This window comes from Comamonas sp. CMM02, from assembly GCF_014851485.1.
Lineage (GTDB): Bacteria > Pseudomonadota > Gammaproteobacteria > Burkholderiales > Burkholderiaceae_C > Comamonas > Comamonas avium.
In genome coordinates, this window is the sequence record NZ_JACUZW010000001.1 from 1,022,963 (window position 1) to 1,040,701 (window position 17,739).

15 protein-coding genes are annotated in these 17,739 nt (G+C 57.4%); 14 read left to right on the forward strand and 1 reads right to left on the reverse strand.

All coding sequences use genetic code 11. The annotated features are described in order from the left end of the window. Positions 1-66: 66 nt before the first annotated feature. The 14 genes from IB213_RS04655 (at position 67) to IB213_RS04720 (ending at position 17,071) form a co-directional block, all read left to right on the forward strand. Positions 67-972 (forward strand): histone deacetylase family protein, encoded by a 906-nt coding sequence (locus tag IB213_RS04655; RefSeq protein ID WP_192405544.1) that lies wholly within the window; start codon positions 67-69, stop codon positions 970-972. Between the two features lie 21 nt (positions 973-993). Beyond that, positions 994-1,770: an enoyl-CoA hydratase gene (locus tag IB213_RS04660; RefSeq protein ID WP_192405545.1), complete on the forward strand. Its 777-nt coding sequence runs from the start codon at positions 994-996 to the stop codon at positions 1,768-1,770. A gap of 77 nt (positions 1,771-1,847) precedes the next feature. Continuing rightward, complete coding sequence (locus IB213_RS04665; RefSeq protein ID WP_192405546.1) at positions 1,848-3,164, forward strand: mechanosensitive ion channel family protein; 1,317 nt, start codon at positions 1,848-1,850, stop codon at positions 3,162-3,164. 187 nt (positions 3,165-3,351) lie between these two features. Beyond that, positions 3,352-4,101 (forward strand): electron transfer flavoprotein subunit beta/FixA family protein, encoded by a 750-nt coding sequence (locus IB213_RS04670; protein ID WP_192405281.1) that lies wholly within the window; start codon positions 3,352-3,354, stop codon positions 4,099-4,101. 160 nt (positions 4,102-4,261) lie between these two features. Continuing rightward, positions 4,262-5,194, forward strand: a complete 933-nt coding sequence (locus IB213_RS04675; protein ID WP_192405547.1) for an electron transfer flavoprotein subunit alpha/FixB family protein — start codon at positions 4,262-4,264, stop codon at positions 5,192-5,194. A gap of 106 nt (positions 5,195-5,300) precedes the next feature. Continuing rightward, on the forward strand, positions 5,301-6,449 hold the full coding sequence (locus IB213_RS04680) for an ABC transporter substrate-binding protein (RefSeq protein WP_192405548.1): 1,149 nt from the start codon (positions 5,301-5,303) through the stop codon (positions 6,447-6,449). A 68-nt stretch (positions 6,450-6,517) separates the two neighbouring features. Next, positions 6,518-8,308 carry an acyl-CoA dehydrogenase gene (locus IB213_RS04685; protein WP_192405549.1) on the forward strand — a complete coding sequence of 597 codons (1,791 nt, stop codon included), beginning with the start codon at positions 6,518-6,520 and terminating at the stop codon, positions 8,306-8,308. A gap of 143 nt (positions 8,309-8,451) precedes the next feature. After that, entirely contained in the window at positions 8,452-9,411 is a 960-nt protein-coding gene (locus tag IB213_RS04690; RefSeq protein WP_191724663.1) for a nitronate monooxygenase family protein, read from the forward strand. A gap of 148 nt (positions 9,412-9,559) precedes the next feature. Continuing rightward, positions 9,560-11,245 carry a thiol reductant ABC exporter subunit CydD gene (gene cydD, locus IB213_RS04695; RefSeq protein WP_192405550.1) on the forward strand — a complete coding sequence of 562 codons (1,686 nt, stop codon included), beginning with the start codon at positions 9,560-9,562 and terminating at the stop codon, positions 11,243-11,245. After that, a complete protein-coding gene (locus tag IB213_RS04700) occupies positions 11,242-12,933 on the forward strand; it encodes an ATP-binding cassette domain-containing protein (protein WP_192405551.1) in 1,692 nt (563 codons plus the stop codon). The genes cydD and IB213_RS04700 overlap by 4 nt, the downstream gene beginning before the upstream one ends. 85 nt (positions 12,934-13,018) lie before the next feature. Beyond that, positions 13,019-14,605 (forward strand): cytochrome ubiquinol oxidase subunit I, encoded by a 1,587-nt coding sequence (locus tag IB213_RS04705; RefSeq protein ID WP_192405552.1) that lies wholly within the window; start codon positions 13,019-13,021, stop codon positions 14,603-14,605. Positions 14,606-14,623: 18 nt separating this feature from the next. After that, complete coding sequence (gene cydB / locus IB213_RS04710) at positions 14,624-15,775, forward strand: cytochrome d ubiquinol oxidase subunit II (RefSeq protein ID WP_192405553.1); 1,152 nt, start codon at positions 14,624-14,626, stop codon at positions 15,773-15,775. 113 nt (positions 15,776-15,888) lie between these two features. Next, positions 15,889-16,017, forward strand: a complete 129-nt coding sequence (gene cydX / locus IB213_RS04715; RefSeq protein WP_191724658.1) for a cytochrome bd-I oxidase subunit CydX — start codon at positions 15,889-15,891, stop codon at positions 16,015-16,017. 145 nt (positions 16,018-16,162) lie between these two features. Next, positions 16,163-17,071 (forward strand): DUF3014 domain-containing protein, encoded by a 909-nt coding sequence (locus IB213_RS04720; RefSeq protein ID WP_192405554.1) that lies wholly within the window; start codon positions 16,163-16,165, stop codon positions 17,069-17,071. 61 nt (positions 17,072-17,132) lie between these two features. Here IB213_RS04720 and IB213_RS04725 read toward each other — a convergent pair whose 3' ends face one another. After that, a complete protein-coding gene (locus tag IB213_RS04725) occupies positions 17,133-17,723 on the reverse strand; it encodes a GbsR/MarR family transcriptional regulator (RefSeq protein ID WP_191724656.1) in 591 nt (196 codons plus the stop codon). Positions 17,724-17,739 lie beyond the last annotated feature (16 nt).

The window sequence follows — 17,739 nt, forward strand, 5'->3', positions numbered from 1 at the left end:
TGACAGGGGACAAGCAAAGTGGGCAAGACAGGCTATTTCTCTCACCGTTCATGCCGTCAACATGACATGGGACCCGGGCACCCAGAGTGCCCGCAACGCTTAGATGCTATTGAAGACCGCTTGCTGATGACAGGGGTTTTAGATGGCTTGGAGCGCATTGACGCACCTCAAGCCGCCTTGAGTGATGTTGAGCTAGCCCATGATCGCATGCATGTGGCGGCGCTGCGTGGTCTGACAGACCGTTTGCTCGAAGAGCAGGCTGCCGGTGGGCCACAGTACATGCAGCTGGATACGGATACCTCCATCAATGCGCATACTTTCAATGCGGCATTGCATGCCGCAGGTGCCGCCGTTGCAGCGACCGATGCCGTCATTGATGGTGAACTCGAAAATGCGTTTTGTGCCATCCGTCCGCCTGGGCACCATGCCACCCGAGACAAGGCCATGGGCTTTTGCTTTTTTAACAATGTGGCGATTGCCGCCTTGCACGCACTGCAGCGGCGCAACCTCAAGCGCGTAGCGATCGTTGACTTTGATGTGCACCACGGCAACGGCACGGAAGACATCCTGGCGGGCGACAACCGTGTGCTAATGGTGAGTTTTTTTCAGCACCCGTTCTATCCGTTCAGTGGCGACAAAGAGCCCGCATCCAACATGCTCAACATTCCGGTGGCGGCCTATACCAAGGGCATGGATATCCGCGAGTTGGTGGAGATGGTGTGGATACCTCGTCTGGAAGCCTTCAAGCCCGAAATGATCTTTGTCAGTGCCGGGTTTGACGCCCATCGTGACGACGATATGGGGCAACTTAATCTGACTGAAAACGACTATATCTGGCTGACAGAGCGGATCAAGGATGTGGCCCGCCGCTTTAGCAAAGGGCGCATCGTTTCGTGCCTGGAAGGTGGTTACATGATGGGGCCGCTGTCGCGCAGCGTTGAAGCCCATTTGCGCGTGCTGGCAGATGTTTAGACAAACAAGGGGTACCCATTCATGACCGAGTTGTTGCTGCAAACACAGGACGCCCGCGGCGTTGTGACATTGGTGCTCAATGATGCTGCCCGTTTCAATGCACTAGGCAGTGACATGCTGCAGGAGCTGCAAGAGGCGCTGGACAAGATTGCAATGGACGACAGCGTGCGGGCTGTGGTGCTGGCTGCCAATGGAAAAGCTTTTTGTGCGGGGCACAACCTCAAGGACATGGCCGCACACCCGGACTTGAGCTACTACCAGGAGCTTTTTACGCAGTGCTCACGCATGATGCTGAGCATTGCGCGTTTGCCTGTGCCAGTGATTGCACGGGTACACGGCATGGCCACGGCAGCAGGCTGCCAGTTGGTGGCGCAGTGCGATTTGGCGGTTGCCAGTACCGAAGCCAGCTTTGCCACCAGTGGCATCAACTATGGTTTGTTTTGCGCAACACCCAGCGTACCTTTGGTGCGCAATGTGCCATTTAAACAGGCGATGGAAATGCTGCTGACCGGAGACTTCATTGATGCGCATACGGCACAGGCACAGGGGCTGGTGAACCGCGTGGTGACACCGCAAACCTTGGATGCCAGTATTGAACAGCTGGTGAGCTCGATTGTGCAAAAACCTGCAACGGCTGTGCGCATGGGCAAAGCGTTGCTGTATCGACAGCGTGAAATGGGTCTGGAGGCTGCTTACCTGCTGGCCGGAGAGTCGATGGCCTGCAACATGATGGACGCTGATGCACAGGAAGGCGCCCAGGCTTTCGCTCAGAAACGGCAGCCCCAGTGGCGTGGCTGACTGCGGGGCGTCAGTAGTTTGCCATCTGCATGCTATGGAGAGGCGCATTGCCTGGACCCGCGTTAATGTGAGTCGTTATGGACATTTTTGACAAACTCATTCATGACTTTCGCAGCTCCAGTGCGTGGGTTGAGTTGCTCATCTTGCTGGTGTGCTTGCTCTTGGCATACACCGTGGTGCGTTGGTGGGGCCGCAACCTCAAGGAGCGAGAGCGGGTATCGCCCATCTGGTTTGGCAGCAAACCTCTGGATGGTGCGATGCTGCCGATGCTGGCGCTATTTTTTACCTACGTCGCTGAACTGATAGCCGTTCAGTACATGCCGGTGTTCTGGCTGCGCTTGGCGGTATCGCTGCTGTTTTCGCTGACCATCATCCGGTTTGTTGCCCGCGTATTGAGTGCCAGCTTTCCGCAATCGACCACTATGCGCTTGATGGAGCGCGTGTTCTCCTGGGTGGTATGGGGAGTGGCAGTCTTGCACAGCTTGGGTTTGTTGCCCGTGGTGCGCGAAGAGCTCGACTCCGTCAGCCTGACACTGGGCAAGTCACAAGTCAGCTTGCTCAATTTGGTCGAAGGTACTTTGTCTGCTGGTTTGATGATGGTGGTGGTGCTGTGGATTGCCAGCTTGTTTGAGCAGCACCTGATCAACCGGTGGGTCAGTGATCTGTCCATGCGCAAAGTGGGCGTCAACATCACGCGGGTGGTGCTGATCACGGTGGGCTTGCTGGTGTCTTTGTCTTGGGTAGGGGTTGACCTGACTACTTTGTCTGTGATGGGCGGCGCTTTAGGTGTCGGCCTGGGCTTTGGCCTGCAAAAAATCGCATCCAATTACATCAGTGGTTTTCTGGTCTTGATTGAGCGCGCATTGCGTATTGGTGACAACGTGCGAGTGGATGGTTTTGAAGGACGTATTACCGACATCCGGACCCGCTTTACGGTGATTCGTGCATCCAATGGGCGCGAGTCAATTGTTCCTAATGAAACACTGATCACGCAAAGGGTGGAAAACCTCACGCAATCTGATCGTCAGTTCTCGCTGTCAACCACCGTGGTCGTTGGTATAGACAGTGATGTATCTCAGGTGACCAGCATTTTGCTGGATGCTGCCAAGCGGCAGCCACGTGTTCTGGCAAAGCCTGCGCCTTCAGTTCAACTGGTCGATTTTGTTGAGCATGGACTGCAATTTACGCTGAGCTACTACATCAGTGATCCCCAGAACGGGCAGGGGAATCTTCGCTCCGACGTGAACCTCACGGTGCTGCAAGGCTTGCGAGAGGCAGGGGTTCATCTGCCTATGTCGCGGCAGGTGGTGCAATTTGTGGCACTTGATGAGAGCGCGACTGGCCACGCGGACAAGGGGCTGCATGTGGCTGAATCACCTAGGGAAAACCCATAGACGATTGAAATTAATGCTCTGCGTTGCGTGATGCATGCATAAAATGGAACGATCGTTCTTTTCTGCGTGAATGTCTGCGCGGTGTCCCTAGGACAGCTTTGCTGCATCGCCGCATAGAATGTTTTCAGTTTACGTTCACGTCAATTCAAACAATCTGTAATCACACTGATTCCCAAGGAGCAGCAGCATGAAGGTATTGGTCCCAGTCAAGCGCGTGGTGGACTACAACGTCAAAGTCCGTGTGAAGTCTGACGGCACAGGCGTAGATATCGCCAACGTCAAGATGAGCATGAACCCGTTTGACGAAATCGCGGTGGAAGAAGCCGTGCGCCTCAAGGAAAAGGGCGTAGTCACGGAAATCATTGCCGTCTCCTGTGGGGTTGCGCAGTGCCAGGAAACCCTGCGCACGGCCATGGCCATTGGTGCCGATCGTGCCATTTTGGTGGAGACCGATGCTGAGCTGCAGCCCCTGGCTGTTGCCAAACTGCTCAAGGCCCTGGTGGACAAAGAGCAGCCTGGCCTGGTGATTTTGGGCAAGCAAGCCATTGACGGCGACAACAACCAGACGGGCCAGATGCTGGCTGCGCTGGCTGATCTGCCCCAGGCCACCTTTGCCTCCAAGGTGGAAGTTGCAGGCGACAAGGTCAGCGTCACCCGCGAAGTGGACGGAGGTCTGGAGACACTGAGCCTGTCTACCCCCGCCATCATCACCACCGATCTGCGCCTGAACGAGCCCCGCTACGTCACCTTGCCCAACATCATGAAGGCCAAGAAAAAGCAGCTGGACATCGTCAAGCCCGAAGAGCTGGGTGTGGACGTTGCGCCCCGCATCAAGACCTTGAAGGTGGCCGAGCCTGCCAAGCGCGGCGCTGGCGTCAAGGTGCCGGATGTGGCGACCCTGGTGGACAAGCTCAAAAACGAAGCGAAAGTTATTTGACCCCCTGAGCCGCTTCGCGTCTTCCCCCTTGGAGGGGGAAGACAGCCTCGCGTCGGGGCGGCCCTAGCTCGCTGTCCCTGATTTTGGGGCGTGCGAATTTGAAGGCCGTTTGCCCTATCCGCAGACTTCGCAAGAACCTCAAAGAATTTTTGGAGTTGAAATGACTTCTCTCGTAATCGCAGAACACGACAACGCCACCATCAAAGGCGCTACCCTGAACACCGTCACGGCCGCTGTAGCCTGCGGTGGTGATGTGCACGTACTGGTCGCTGGTGAAAACGCAGCTGCAGCAGCTGCAGCCGCTGCCCAGATCGCTGGTGTCGCCAAAGTCATCCACGCTGACGGCGCCAGCCTCAAAGACGGTCTGGCAGAAAACCTCACGGCCCAGGTGCTGGCTATTGCTGGTAACTACAGCCACATCCTGTTCCCAGCCACCGCCAGCGGCAAGAACGTTGCCCCGCGTGTAGCGGCCAAGCTCGATGTTGGCCAGATCAGCGACATCACAGCGGTCATCTCGGCGGACACCTTCGAGCGCCCCATCTACGCGGGCAACGCTGTTGCCACCGTGCAATCGTCGGATGCCACCAAAGTCATCACCGTACGCGGCACCGGGTTTGACGCAGCGGCTGCCACGGGCGGCGCAGCGGCGGTGGAAACCACTGCAGCGGTTGCCGACTCAGGCAAGAGCGCCTTTGTGGGCCGTGAAGTTACCAAGAACGACCGCCCCGAGCTGACGGCTGCCAAGATCATCGTCTCCGGTGGCCGCGCACTGGGCAGCGCCGAGAAATTCAACGAAGTCATGACCCCGCTGGCCGACAAGCTGGGTGCAGCCATTGGTGCCAGCCGTGCAGCGGTGGATGCAGGCTACGCCCCCAATGACCTGCAAGTGGGCCAGACCGGCAAGATCGTTGCCCCGCAGCTGTACATTGCAGCGGGCATCTCGGGTGCGATCCAGCACTTGGCGGGCATGAAAGACTCCAAGGTGATCGTGGCGATCAACAAGGATGCGGAAGCCCCGATCTTCTCGGTGGCCGACTATGGCCTGGAGGCTGACTTGTTTGTGGCCATTCCAGAGCTGGTGAAAGCGCTGTAATTTGCGGAAAAAAAGGAGGGGCAGGCCCCTCCTTTTTTGCATCAGGGGCAGGCATGCGTTGAGCGCGGATTCAACAACAATGACCTGACGACAAGGGAGATACGACATGCAGGAGACAAGCAGGGGCAGGCTTGGCCAATGGGTGCTGGCCGTAGCTTGTGCCACCACAGGCACATGGGTGCATGCTGACTGGGTCATTGGGCAAGTCGCACCACTGACAGGTGCTGGGGCCGTGCAGAGCAAGGCCTATGCACAAGGCATGCGCCTGTATTTCAATCAGGTCAATCGCACAGGTGGCGTGCACGGCGAGCGCGTGCGTCTGGTAAGTCTCGACGACCGCTCCAGCCCGCAGGACACGGTCAAGCAAACTCAGCGCTTGCTCCAGGAGTCCAAGCCCATCGCGTTGGCTGGTTATTTTGGTAATCGCAATTTACTGGCCTTGCTCGATAGCAAGGTGCTGGATCAGGCGCAAATCAGTCTGGTTGGCTTTCATAGCACGAATGCCCGTGTTCTGAAGGCTCAGCAGCTGTTTAGCACCCGTGCGGTATTGCCGCAAGAGATTGAGAAAATTACCAAGCATCTGGCCACGCTGGGTTTGACTCGCTTGGCGATCGTATATGACGAGCGTGATGACCAGGAAGGCAAGGCGCTGGAGGCACAGGTCACTGAGATTGCTGCGGCTTCAGGAGCCAAGCTGATTCACAGCCGCATGCTGAAGGCCGGCAAAGCAGCGCAAGAAGCGGTGATTGATAGTTTGCAAAAAGCGCAACCCGGCGTGCAGGCCATCATCGTCGTGGCGTCCAGTCCAGTGACTGCAGCTTTTGTGGAGATTTACCGTGCCGAAGGCGGGGCTGCTCAAATTTATGCCACTTCCGGTGCAGACATTGAGCAGTTGGCAACCCGGTTGCATGTGGATGTGATGCGCGGCGTCTCGATTGCGCAGGTGGTGCCCAACCCGTACCGTTCTAACAACCGTTTGAACAAAGAGTTTCGCGACGTGGTGAGCAAGCAGCCTGACAGTGACGCAATACCGGTGAGCTATCCCATGATGGAAGGCTATGTGAATGCCAAGGTGCTGGTGGAAGCCATGCGCCGCACTCAGCCACTGACCAGTGAAAAACTGGCTGACAGTCTGCGCAATCTGAATGCCGTGGACTTGGGCGGTTACTGGGTCAGCTTTCGTCCTGACTCTCAATCGGGCTCCAAATTTGTGGATTTGAGCATTGTGAATGCCCAAGGACGTGTGACGCAATAAATCAGAGATAGCCGCCTGCGTAGGCCAAATAAGACCACAGCCATTTTTGAATACAAGAAAGACGAGACATGAGCTACACCGCACCCATCAAAGACATGCTGTTTTGCATGGAGCACCTGGCAGGCCTGAGCCAAGTGACGCAAATCCCCGGTTTTGAAGATGCAGGTTTAGAAACCGCACAAGCCGTGCTGCAAGAAAGCGCCAAGCTGTGTGAAGGTGTGGTGGAGCCACTGAATATTCAGGGAGACATCAACCCTTCCAGCTTTCAGAACGGAAAAGTGACAACCACGCCGGGTTTCAAAGAGGCTTACCAGCAATTCATGGCAGGTGGCTGGCAAGGTTTGCAGCACCCAGCGGACTTTGGTGGTCAGGCCTTGCCCAAGACCATTGGTGCTGCGTGCGTGGAAATGCTCAATGCTTCCAACATCAGTTTTGCGCTGTGCCCGCTGCTGACGGATGGCGCGATTGAGGCGCTGCTGACAGCAGGCAGCGATGCGTTGAAAGCTACTTACCTTGAAAAGCTGGTGACCGGGGAGTGGACGGGTTCCATGAACTTGACTGAGCCGCAAGCCGGCTCGGATCTGGCTTTGGTGCGCACCAAGGCTGATCCCCAGCCCGATGGCTCGTACAAGGTATTTGGCACCAAAATTTTCATCACCTACGGTGAGCACGATATGGCGGACAACATCGTGCATCTGGCGCTGGCCAGGGTGTCGGGCGCTCCGGAGGGGGTCAAGGGTATTAGCCTGTTTGTGGTGCCCAAGTTCTTGGTGAATACCGATGGCAGTCTGGGGGCTCGCAATGATGTGCACTGTGTCTCGATTGAGCACAAGATGGGCATCAAGGCATCACCTACAGCCGTGCTGCAATACGGTGACAACGGTGGTGCAATTGGCTATCTGGTTGGTGAAGAAAACCGTGGCCTGGAGTACATGTTCATCATGATGAACGCTGCGCGCTACGGCGTGGGCATGCAAGGTATTGGCGTGTCTGACCGCGCCTACCAGCGTGCAGTGCAGTACGCGCGTGATCGTGTGCAAAGTCGCCCTGTGGACGGCAGTGTGGCGGGCAGCGCAGCCATCATTCACCACCCCGATGTGCGCCGCATGCTGATGACGATGCGTGCTACCACTGAAGCTTGCCGCGCCATGGCCAGTACGGCTGCGGCGGCCTACGATGCAGCCCACCACCACCCCGATGCTGAAGTGCGCAAGGCCAACGCAGCGTTCTATGAATTCATGGTGCCGCTGGTCAAGGGCTACAGCACGGAGATGAGCTTGGTCGTAACCAGTCTGGGTGTGCAGGTGCACGGAGGCATGGGATTTATTGAAGAAACCGGTGCTGCCCAGTATTACCGTGATGCCAAGATTTTGACCATCTACGAAGGGACAACGGCTATTCAAGCCAATGACTTGGTGGGGCGCAAGACAGCGCGTGATGGCGGTAAAAATGCCCAAGATATCGCGGCCCAGATCGCCAAAACCGAGGCGCAATTGTTGGCCAGTGGTACCGAGGCCGCTCAATCCATGGCGCAGCGTTTGAAGGCCGCGCGCCAGGCTTTTTTGGATGTCGTGGAATTTGTGGCGGGCAAGGCCAAGGCATCACCCAACGCCGTATACGCGGGCAGTGTGCCGTATTTGATGCTGACCGGAAATTTGCTGGCTGGCTGGCAGATGGGGCGCGCTTTGCTGGTGGCTCAAGATCAAGCGGCTCTGGGGGTAGATGTGGCCTTTATGCAGGCCAAAGTGGTCACGGCGCAGTTTTATGCGGAACACATTCTCACCCAAGTACCAGGCCTGCGCGACAGCGTTTTGGCAGGTGGAGAGAGCGCCTGTGCATTGCCTCTGGATGCATTCTGACGCAAGGGTGACAGCCCGAGCATCGGTGCAAGGCAGATCATGCAAGGTCTGCATTTAAGATGAAAAAAGTGAGCTGCTAGTGCTTTTGAAATAAGCGCTAGCGGTCAATTTTTCTTGTAAATAACAACCACGGAGACAGCTGCATGTCGAAAATTCCTGCGGTGCTACAAAATTTGGCGCTGCCAGTCATTGGTTCGCCCTTGTTCATCATCAGCACCCCCAAGCTGGTCATTGCCCAGTGCAAGGCGGGCATTGTCGGTTCCATGCCTGCATTGAATGCAAGACCTGCAGAGTTGCTCGATGACTGGCTGGCTGAAATTACCGAGGAGCTGGCTGCACACAACAAAGCGCACCCTGATGCGCCTGCTGCACCTTTTGCCATCAACCAGATCGTGCACAAAAGCAATGACCGCCTGGAGCACGATCTTCAGGTGTGCGCGAAGTACAAAGTGCCACTGATCATTACAAGCTTGGGAGCGCGTGAAGATTTGAACCAGGCCGTACACAGCTGGGGCGGTGTGGTGATGCATGACATCATCAACAACAAATTTGCCCATAAAGCGATTGAAAAGGGCGCCGACGGTTTGATTGCTGTGGCGGCTGGGGCAGGCGGTCACGCGGGTGTGAAAAGCCCGTTTGCACTGATTCAGGAAATTCGCCAGTGGTTTGACGGCCCTGTAGCCCTGTCAGGCTCCATTGCATCTGGCGGTGCGGTTTTGGCAGCCCAGGCCATGGGAGCCGACTTTGCTTACATTGGTTCTGCCTTCATTGCCACACAAGAGGCGCGGGCTGAAGAAGCCTACAAGCAAGCGATTGTGGATTGCAACTCGGACGATGTGGTGTATTCCAACCTGTTTACGGGTGTGCATGGCAATTATCTGGCACCGTCCATTCGTGCTGCGGGTCTGGATCCAGATAACTTGCCAGACTCTGACCCTAGCGCGATGAACTTTGGTTCTGGCCGTACCAAGGCCTGGAAGGACATCTGGGGCTGTGGCCAAGGCATTGGTGCGATTGACAAAATTCAACCTGCAGCTGATTTGGTCGCGCGTTTGAAGCGTGAGTACCAAGAGGCTCGACACCGCTTGTTACAAACTGCGTAATTACTTGACGCAAGTCATATAGCACCTTAGGGTGCTTTTTTTATGTCACCGGAGTTATTCACTGGGATTTGAATTGCAGTTGTAACTAAGGCTACTTGAATCGTCTAGCATTTACACAAATTTCAGTAAATACTGAAATTTAGAAAACATGCAAAATATTGACACACCTCAGGCAGCTTGTGCTTCGGCACAACACCGACCCAACAGCGCCCAACCCGGCAGTGGCTGGCTGGTGCTGGCTTCGCTGTTGTGGCTGCCGCAAGCTGGGGTGATTGCCTGGGCGGTGCAGTGCTTTGCAGCAGGGCAGGCACTGGATTATTTGGCAATACAGGTTGCCGCAGTGATGCTGCTGGGCATTGTGCGTGCTTTGTGTGAAGGACGTGGGGTTCGAGTGACCTATGTGCATGCACGTGCACGGGTCAGCAGTCTGCGTGCCCAGACATTGCAGGCGCTGGCGCAGACTTCTCCGATGGATCGCACCCGTCCTGCCTCAGGGCTGGCTGCCAGCGCTTTGGCCGAGCAGGCTGAGGCGATTGTTCCCTGGCTTTCACGCTACCAGCCAGCCATGTGGCGCGTGCGGGTCGTGTCACCCATCATCGTGCTGGCCGTTGCCACCCAGTCATGGCTGGCTGCGCTGATCTTGCTGTTCTGTGCCCCTCTGATTCCTCTGTTCATGGCCATTGTTGGCTGGCGTGCCAAGGCCGCCAGTGAGGCTCATATGGTGGAGCTGGGTCAGATGAATGCGTTTTTGCTCGACCGTTTGCGCGGGCTGAGTACATTGCGCGCATTGCATGCAGTACCTCACACCGCCAGCCGCCTGCGTGCACAAGCGCAATCATTGTGTGAGCGCACGATGCGTGTACTGCGCATTGCCTTTTTGTCATCAGCGGTTTTGGAGTTGTTTTCTGCCTTGGGCGTGGCCATGGTTGCCATGTATGTGGGTTTTCACCTGCTGGGCAATCTGCCATTCGGTGCCTGGGGCGACAAGCTCAGTTTGGGTCAGGCGCTGTGGGTGTTGATGCTGGCGCCCAGTTTTTTTGATCCCCTGCGTGAGCTGTCTGCTGTGTGGCATGACCGTGCTGCAGGGCAGGCTGCGATGGAGGGATTGCAGGCATTAAGTCAAAAGAATCTGCCTTTGCCTGCTGCGCTGGCTCCAGCCCCTGACACAGTTTCAGCAGATGCGATCCGCGTGGATACCTGTAATTTACTCATCACCGTAGATGGTCAGGCGGCTTTGGCACCTGTGAATTTGCACGTTGATGCAGGGGAGCATGTTGCGATCTGGGCCCCTAGCGGAGCTGGTAAGTCGGTGCTGCTGGCACAGCTGGCTGGCTTGCTGCCTGTTGCACCAGAGCAGCTCATGCTGGATGGACAAATTTTGCATACCTCTGATTGGCCGGCAATGCGTGCGCGTACTGCATGGATGGGGCAGCAAGCCCACGTCTTTGCCGGTAGCGTCAGCCGCAATGTGCAGCTGGGCCGCGAGGGCGTCAATGCGCAGGCCGTTGAACATGCACTGACACAAGCGGGACTGGATCAGGCCCTGGTCCAGCGTCAGGGCAGCAGTCTGGGAGAGGCCGGGCAAGGGCTGTCCGGCGGTGAAGCGGTGCGTCTGGCTCTGGCTCGCATGGCCATACATCAGCATGCTGGTTTGTGGCTGGTGGATGAGCCCACTGCCCATCTTGACCCCGCAACTGCCCTGCAGGTGATGCACAGCCTGCGCCGCATGGCAAAGGGGAAAACTTTGATCGTAGCCACGCATGACGCGGTCTTGGCCGCACTGATGGACCGCACCATTTATCTAGAAGCAGCAATGCCAAAGGTGCTTGCATGATGCCTCACACCCGATTGCGTGATGTCGCTCACCTGCTCAGTGCCATGGCTCCCAGGCGCTGGTGGCTGGGCGGCGCGGCCATGGCTGCATTGACCGTGCTGATGGGCATGGCCTTGCTGGGGCTGTCTGGCTGGTTTATTGCCGCCACGGCGCTGGCAGGTTTGGTACCTGCAACGGCCTTGGTGTTTGATGTCTTCATGCCTTCGGCAGGCATTCGCTTGCTGGCCATGGGCCGAACAGCATCGCGCTATGGCGAACGTGTAGTCACCCATGAAGCCACCTTGGCCGTGCTGGCAGCCTTGCGCGAGAAACTGTTTGTAGGCTGGGCACAGCCTGACGCAGCCCGCTTGCTGCAATTGCGCCCTGCGCGTTTGCTGCAGCGCTTGACGTCGGATGTGGATGCGCTCGATAGCCTGTATCTGCGCATGATTGTTCCGGCGGTCGCTGCCTGTGGTGCCGCCTTGCTGGCGGGTGTGGTGCTGGGCGCTTTGCAATGGTGGCTGGGGCTGGCCGTACTGGCTTGGCTGCTGCTTGCAGGTGGTTGCCTCACCGCCTGGCTGGCGGGCCGCAGTGCGGTGCCGGCTGTGCAGCGTGCCGTGGCGCTGGAGCGTTTGCGTGCAGACGCGGTGGATATGGTGGCTGGCCAGACGGAATTGCTGATGGCTGGCCGCTTGGCCGCTCAATGCGCGCGTGTGCAGCAATCTGATGCCCGAGTAGCACAGGCCGATCACCAGCTCAACCGTCTGGATGCCAAGGCCGCTGCCGGTTTTGGCGTGGCCGGTGCTGTGGTCCTGGCCGCAGTGCTGGCCGCCGCAGGCTACCTTGTGCATGCACAGATGATTGGAGCACCGGGTGCGGCTATGGCACTGCTGGTGGCCTTGACCGCCATGGAGCCTTTTGCTGCGCTGCGCCGCGGCGCTCTGGAAGCCGGTCGCACGCGTTTGGCGGCCCGCCGTCTGGGTGCGCGCATGCAGCAAGACGTTCAGGACGCACACTTGCCCGCCCCACAGCCAGGTCTGGCCTTTGAACTGCAGGCTGCGGTAGTCCAGCATGCAGACGGTGTGCTGCCGGCAGTCAATGGCATCCACTTGCAAGTGCACAAAGCAGAGCGCGTGGCCTTGATTGGTGCGAGCGGAGCAGGCAAGTCGACCGTCATGGCTGTGCTGGCAGGCGAACAAGCATTGACCCGGGGCACAGTGACTGCTTTGTCCTGCGTGTGGCTGACCCAGCGAGTTGCACTGTTCCAAGACAGTGTGCGCGACAACCTGCGTCTGGCGGCACCTCTGGCCGATGACGCTGCGCTGTGGACTGCGCTGCAAGACGCAGGCCTTGCGGACGATGTGCGCGCCATGCCTTGGGGGCTGGACAGCATGCTGGGTGAAGGGGGCTTGGGTCTGTCGGGTGGTCAGGCCCGCCGCCTGGGGCTGGCGCGCTTGCTGCTGGCCCAGCAGCAAGCATGGCTACTGGACGAGCCTACTGAAGGGCTGGATGCCCCGACAGCTCACGACGTATTGCTGCGTCTGATGGCGCGCGCGCAAGGCCACACGGTGGTGATGTGCACGCATTTGCAACGCGAGGCGGTATTGGCGGACCGGCTGATCTGGCTGGAAGCGGGTGCCGTGCAAGCGCAGGCGCGACGTGGAGAGGCTGGGTTTGACTCGTTGCTGCAGCGCTTGCGAGCGGATTAAAAGTTTGACCTGTTTTTGTTTGGATGCATGGGCAGGCTGACTGCCTCAGTAGCACTCCCTTGAGGACCCTAGAAAGGACAACACCATGGACCTCGATATTGTCGACTTATCGCGGCTGCAGTTTGCGATAACGGCGCTCTACCACTTTTTGTTCGTGCCGCTGACCATTGGTCTGGCGGTGATCGTAGCCATCATGGAGACCGTCTATGTGATGACGGGACGCACCATCTGGCGCGACATGACCAAATTCTGGGGGGTCTTGTTTGGCATTAACTTTGCCATGGGCGTAGCTACGGGCGTGGTCATGGAGTTTCAGTTCGGTATGAACTGGAGCTACTACAGCCACTATGTGGGCGATATCTTTGGTGCACCGCTTGCGATTGAGGGGCTGATGGCCTTTTTCTTGGAAGCCACCTTTGTGGGCCTGTTCTTTTTTGGCTGGGATCGCATGACCAAGGTGCAGCACTTGGTGGTGACGTGGCTGGTAGCTATTGGCTCCAATTTTTCGGCATTGTGGATTCTGATTGCCAACGGCTGGATGCAAAACCCTGTGGGCGCAGCCTTTAACCAGCAAACCATGCGCATGGAAGTCAATGACTTCTTTGCCGTGCTGACCAACCCGGTGGCGCAGGCCAAGTTTGTGCACACCGTGTCTGCGGGCTACACCGTGGCGTCGATTTTTGTATTGGGCATCTCTGCCTGGTATTTGCTTAAAGGGCGGCACGTGGCTCTGGCCAAGCGTTCTATGACTGTGGCGGCATCGTTTGGTCTGGCCGCTTCACTGTCCGTAGTGGTTCTGGGCGATGAGAGTGGCTATTTGTCGTCAGAGCACCAGAAGATGAAGCTGGCGGCCATTGAAGCCATGTGGGAAACCGAGCCTGCACCTGCCGCGTTTACCGTAGTGGGCATTCCGGACAGCGCCGCACGTGAAACGCACTACGCCGTACACATTCCATGGGTGATGGGCCTGATTGGTACGCGCTCGCTGGATACTGAAATTCCGGGCATTAACGATCTGGTGCTGCGCGCACAAGACCGTATTACCTCGGGCATCAAGGCGTACGACGCACTGCAAACCATCCGCAGCTTCAAAAAACAGGCGGACGTGCCCGCCGATGTGGTGACCACCTTTGAAGACCATGGTGCAAACCTCGGCTATGCACTGCTTTTGATGCGCTACACCGATGACCCGCGCAAGGCCACGCAAGCGCAGATCCAGCAAGCTGCGCAAGATACCGTTCCACCCGTGGGGCCGCTGTTCTGGAGCTTCCGCGTCATGGTGGCACTGGGCATGTTCTTCATCGCGTTGACTGCAACGTTCTTTGTGCTGTCTGCGTGTCGCAAGCTGGATGCTTATCCGTGGCTGCTCAAAGTGGCGGTGATGGCCATTCCTTTGCCGTGGATTGCGGCTGAATGCGGCTGGATCGTTGCGGAGCTGGGCCGTCAACCCTGGATCATTGAAGGCGTACTGCCCACGGCCATGGCAGTTTCCAACCTGGGGGCTGGCACGGTGCTGATGACGATCGTTATGTTTGTGGCCATTTACACCGTCATGTTCGGTATCGAAATGGTATTGATGCGCAAGGCTATCTTGACGGGGCCCACCGAAGAGAGCGAACCCCACCTCAGTGCGTACGCGAAGAAATTCGTGAATGCCTACAGCGGCAAGTAACCGAAGGAGTCACATACCATGATCTTGCATGAACTTTTGGGCTATGACGTTTTGCGCGTCATCTGGTGGCTGCTGCTGGGCGTCTTGCTCGTGTGCTTTGCAGTCACTGACGGTTTCGATCTGGGCGCAGCAGCCTTGCTGCGTGTCACGGGCAAAACCGATGTAGAGCGCCGTGTGGTGATCAACACCATTGGGCCTATCTGGGAAGGCAACCAAGTGTGGTTGATTTTGGGGGGAGGCGCTATTTTCGCGGCCTGGCCTCAGCTGTACGCGATCTCGTTTTCTGGCTTTTACATGGCCATGTTCGCTGCGCTGGTCTGCTTGATCTTGCGGCCTGTGGCTTTCAAGTTCCGCAGCAAGCGCGAAGGGACAGCCTGGCGCAATGGCTGGGACTGGGTGCTGTGCCTGTGTGGCTGGGGCCCTGCACTGGTCTTTGGTGTGGCCATGGGCAATGTGCTGATGGGCGTGCCTTTCCGTCTGGCTGACGACATGCGCATCTACTACGACGGCAGCTTCTTTGCGCTGTTTTCGCCCTTCGCGGTGCTGTGTGGCCTTGTCTCGCTGTCGATGCTGCTCATGCATGGTGCAGCGTGGCTGGTTTTCAAGACCGAAGGCGATGTGCAGGCGCGTGCCACTCGCTGGGGTATGGGTGCTGCCATTTTGACCACGGTTCTGTATGCCGTTGCTGGTGTCTGGCTGGCCAAGTTAAGCGGCTACACGCTGACCGAGGCCATGAGCACGACAGGTCCCTCCAACCCACTGCTCAAGTCGGCGCAGCTGGGGCAGGGCGCCTGGATGGCCAATTACGCCAAGCAGCCATTGCTGTGGATCGTGCCTGCACTGGGTGTGTGCATGCCATTGCTGGCGGCCTTGGGAATGAAGTTGCGACGTGAGTGGCTGGGCCTGCTCAGCAGTGGTCTGGCCATTGCTGGCATTGTGCTGAGCGTGGGCGTCTCTATGTTCCCCTTCATCCTGCCCTCATCGGTCAACCCGCAGTTCAGTCTGATGGTCTGGGACGCATCGTCCAGCCACCTGACGCTGTTCATCATGCTGGTGTGTGCCCTCATCTTCTTGCCCCTCATCCTGGCCTATACCAGCTGGGTCTACAGCATCATGCGTGGCAAGGTAGACCCCGATGATATTGAACAAGGCAAGGGTCACGCTTATTAAAAAGAGAGCTTCTAGCGATTGATAGACAACGTTTTACATATGTTTTCATATTGAAAACAAGTAATACAAAGCGCTAGTAGCTATCAAAAATTGAATTTTGAAAGGAAGATGCAATGTGGTACTTCTCTTGGATTTTGGGCTTGCCACTGGCGGCTGCGTTCGCTGTGCTGAACGCCATGTGGTTTGAATTAGTGGATGACGAAGCCACCCGCAAGCAATTGCTGGAAAAGGCCAAAAACTAAAAACACCTGGTTCCGGCATCACCGGTTCTGGCCTGAAGTAACCCGCAGCTGTTCAAGGCTGCGGGTTTTTTTGTGCGTGCATGACCGCTAGGATGGAGGCATGCGAAATGCTTGACGGCATGCATTACGCACAGCAAGGAGCGCCATGACTGAGCAAGATTTACGTCCACCCAAGCAGCAACGCATGCGTCAACAGACTTCAAGCGATGGGACCACCAAGTGGCTGCTGATTGTTTTAGCCATTGCTGCGGCGGGTTATGCAGCCTGGTACGCACGAGAGTACTGGGCAGCCAAAAGCACAGGTGCAGCGCCTGCTCTGGAGGCCCCCATTTCAAAGCCGGCGGATGCACCTGCACCCGTAGTACAAGAGCCAACTGCGGTTGCACCATTGGCAGCGCCGCAAGACGCAGTACCGCAGCACCCCTTGCCAGCTGCCACTGCAGATGCGGTGCCTGCCGATGATGCGCAGGCTCTGGACCGCATGGCTAAAGACTGGCTGGGCAGCCAGGCTTTGAAATTTTTGGTGATGCCGGGGCTGGCACACCATATGGTTGCCACCATCGACAACCTGCCACGTGGTCATGCCGCCCCACGTCTGTGGCCGCTATACCCCGTTGGCGGGCAGATGCAGCTGACGCAAAGCGAGCAAGGCATGCACATTGCCAGCACCAACAGCGCCCGCTACGACGCCGTGGTGGGTTTTGTGACCAGCATTGAGCCGGCCCAGGCAGCCGCATGGTATCGGCAGGCCTATCCGCTGCTGCAGCAAACCTATGAGGGCTTGGGCTACCCAGGTCAATACTTCAATGACCGGCTGGTGGCCGTGATAGACCACTTGCTGCAGACACCCGAGCCACAAGAGCCCATTGCTGTGCAGCTGGTGCAGGTGCAGGGCCAAGTTCCGTCTCAGCAACCATGGCTGCGCTATGAATATGCGGACCCCAAGCTGCAATCGTTGTCTTCAGGGCAAAAGATACTGCTGCGTCTGGGCACTGCGCACCGCCACCGCGTTCAAAGCTATTTACAGGCCTTGCGGGCACAGATCACGGCATAAAAAAAGCCTGCGTATGCAGGCTTTTTTTTCGGGCACTGGTGTGCACAGCGCGTTCAGCGCATCAACTCTCTTTGCCCTCTGCTGCATTTTTGTTTTTGTCTCCGCCCAGCATGCGGTCCTTGAAGTCCAGCACCCGAGTCACTGCCGCCCCCATGCCCATGAGCTGCATGGCAGTTTCGGGTTTGAGGCGTTGCACATCGTCAAACCAAGTCATCAGCTTTTCAATCAGCACATACATTTCTTCAATGCGTTGCTGTGCATGGCGCTCGTCGTCGGTTGAAACGTCTTCCAGCAAAGCGGAGCGCAACATCGACTGAGTGGGCTCAATTTCCCGGCGACGACGCTCTTCAGCCAGGCGGCGAAAGATTTCCCATACGTCTTGCGGTGCTTCAAAGTACTCGCGCCGGTCACCGGCATGGTGGCGCAGGTTGACCAGGCGCCACGACTGCAATTCCTTCAGACCCATGCTCACGTTGGAGCGAGAGAACTCCAGCGTTTCCGCAATATCTTCTGCATTGAGTGCACGGGGTGACAAATACAGCAGCGCGTAGATTTGACCCACGGTGCGGTTGATGCCCCAACGGCTACCCATCTCGCCAAAGTGCGAGACGAACTGCCGGTTCAATGGAGGGAGTGGGGTGTTTTGTGTCATATCCGCATTGTGCCTA

Excerpts from the sequence above, each read along its gene's own strand:
- IB213_RS04670 (WP_192405281.1), top strand. The coding sequence starts at position 3,352 with ATGAAGGTATTGGTCCCAGTCAAGCGCGTGGTGGACTACAACGTCAAA.
- IB213_RS04685 (WP_192405549.1), top strand. The coding sequence starts at position 6,518 with ATGAGCTACACCGCACCCATCAAAGACATGCTGTTTTGCATGGAGCAC.
- IB213_RS04655 (WP_192405544.1), top strand. The coding sequence starts at position 67 with ATGGGACCCGGGCACCCAGAGTGCCCGCAACGCTTAGATGCTATTGAA.
- IB213_RS04700 (WP_192405551.1), top strand. The coding sequence starts at position 11,242 with ATGATGCCTCACACCCGATTGCGTGATGTCGCTCACCTGCTCAGTGCC.
- cydX (WP_191724658.1), top strand. The coding sequence starts at position 15,889 with ATGTGGTACTTCTCTTGGATTTTGGGCTTGCCACTGGCGGCTGCGTTC.
- IB213_RS04720 (WP_192405554.1), top strand. The coding sequence starts at position 16,163 with ATGACTGAGCAAGATTTACGTCCACCCAAGCAGCAACGCATGCGTCAA.
- IB213_RS04665 (WP_192405546.1), top strand. The coding sequence starts at position 1,848 with ATGGACATTTTTGACAAACTCATTCATGACTTTCGCAGCTCCAGTGCG.
- cydD (WP_192405550.1), top strand. The coding sequence starts at position 9,560 with ATGCAAAATATTGACACACCTCAGGCAGCTTGTGCTTCGGCACAACAC.
- IB213_RS04660 (WP_192405545.1), top strand. The coding sequence starts at position 994 with ATGACCGAGTTGTTGCTGCAAACACAGGACGCCCGCGGCGTTGTGACA.
- IB213_RS04675 (WP_192405547.1), top strand. The coding sequence starts at position 4,262 with ATGACTTCTCTCGTAATCGCAGAACACGACAACGCCACCATCAAAGGC.
- IB213_RS04725 (WP_191724656.1), bottom strand. The coding sequence starts at position 17,723 with ATGACACAAAACACCCCACTCCCTCCATTGAACCGGCAGTTCGTCTCG.
- IB213_RS04690 (WP_191724663.1), top strand. The coding sequence starts at position 8,452 with ATGTCGAAAATTCCTGCGGTGCTACAAAATTTGGCGCTGCCAGTCATT.
- IB213_RS04705 (WP_192405552.1), top strand. The coding sequence starts at position 13,019 with ATGGACCTCGATATTGTCGACTTATCGCGGCTGCAGTTTGCGATAACG.
- cydB (WP_192405553.1), top strand. The coding sequence starts at position 14,624 with ATGATCTTGCATGAACTTTTGGGCTATGACGTTTTGCGCGTCATCTGG.
- IB213_RS04680 (WP_192405548.1), top strand. The coding sequence starts at position 5,301 with ATGCAGGAGACAAGCAGGGGCAGGCTTGGCCAATGGGTGCTGGCCGTA.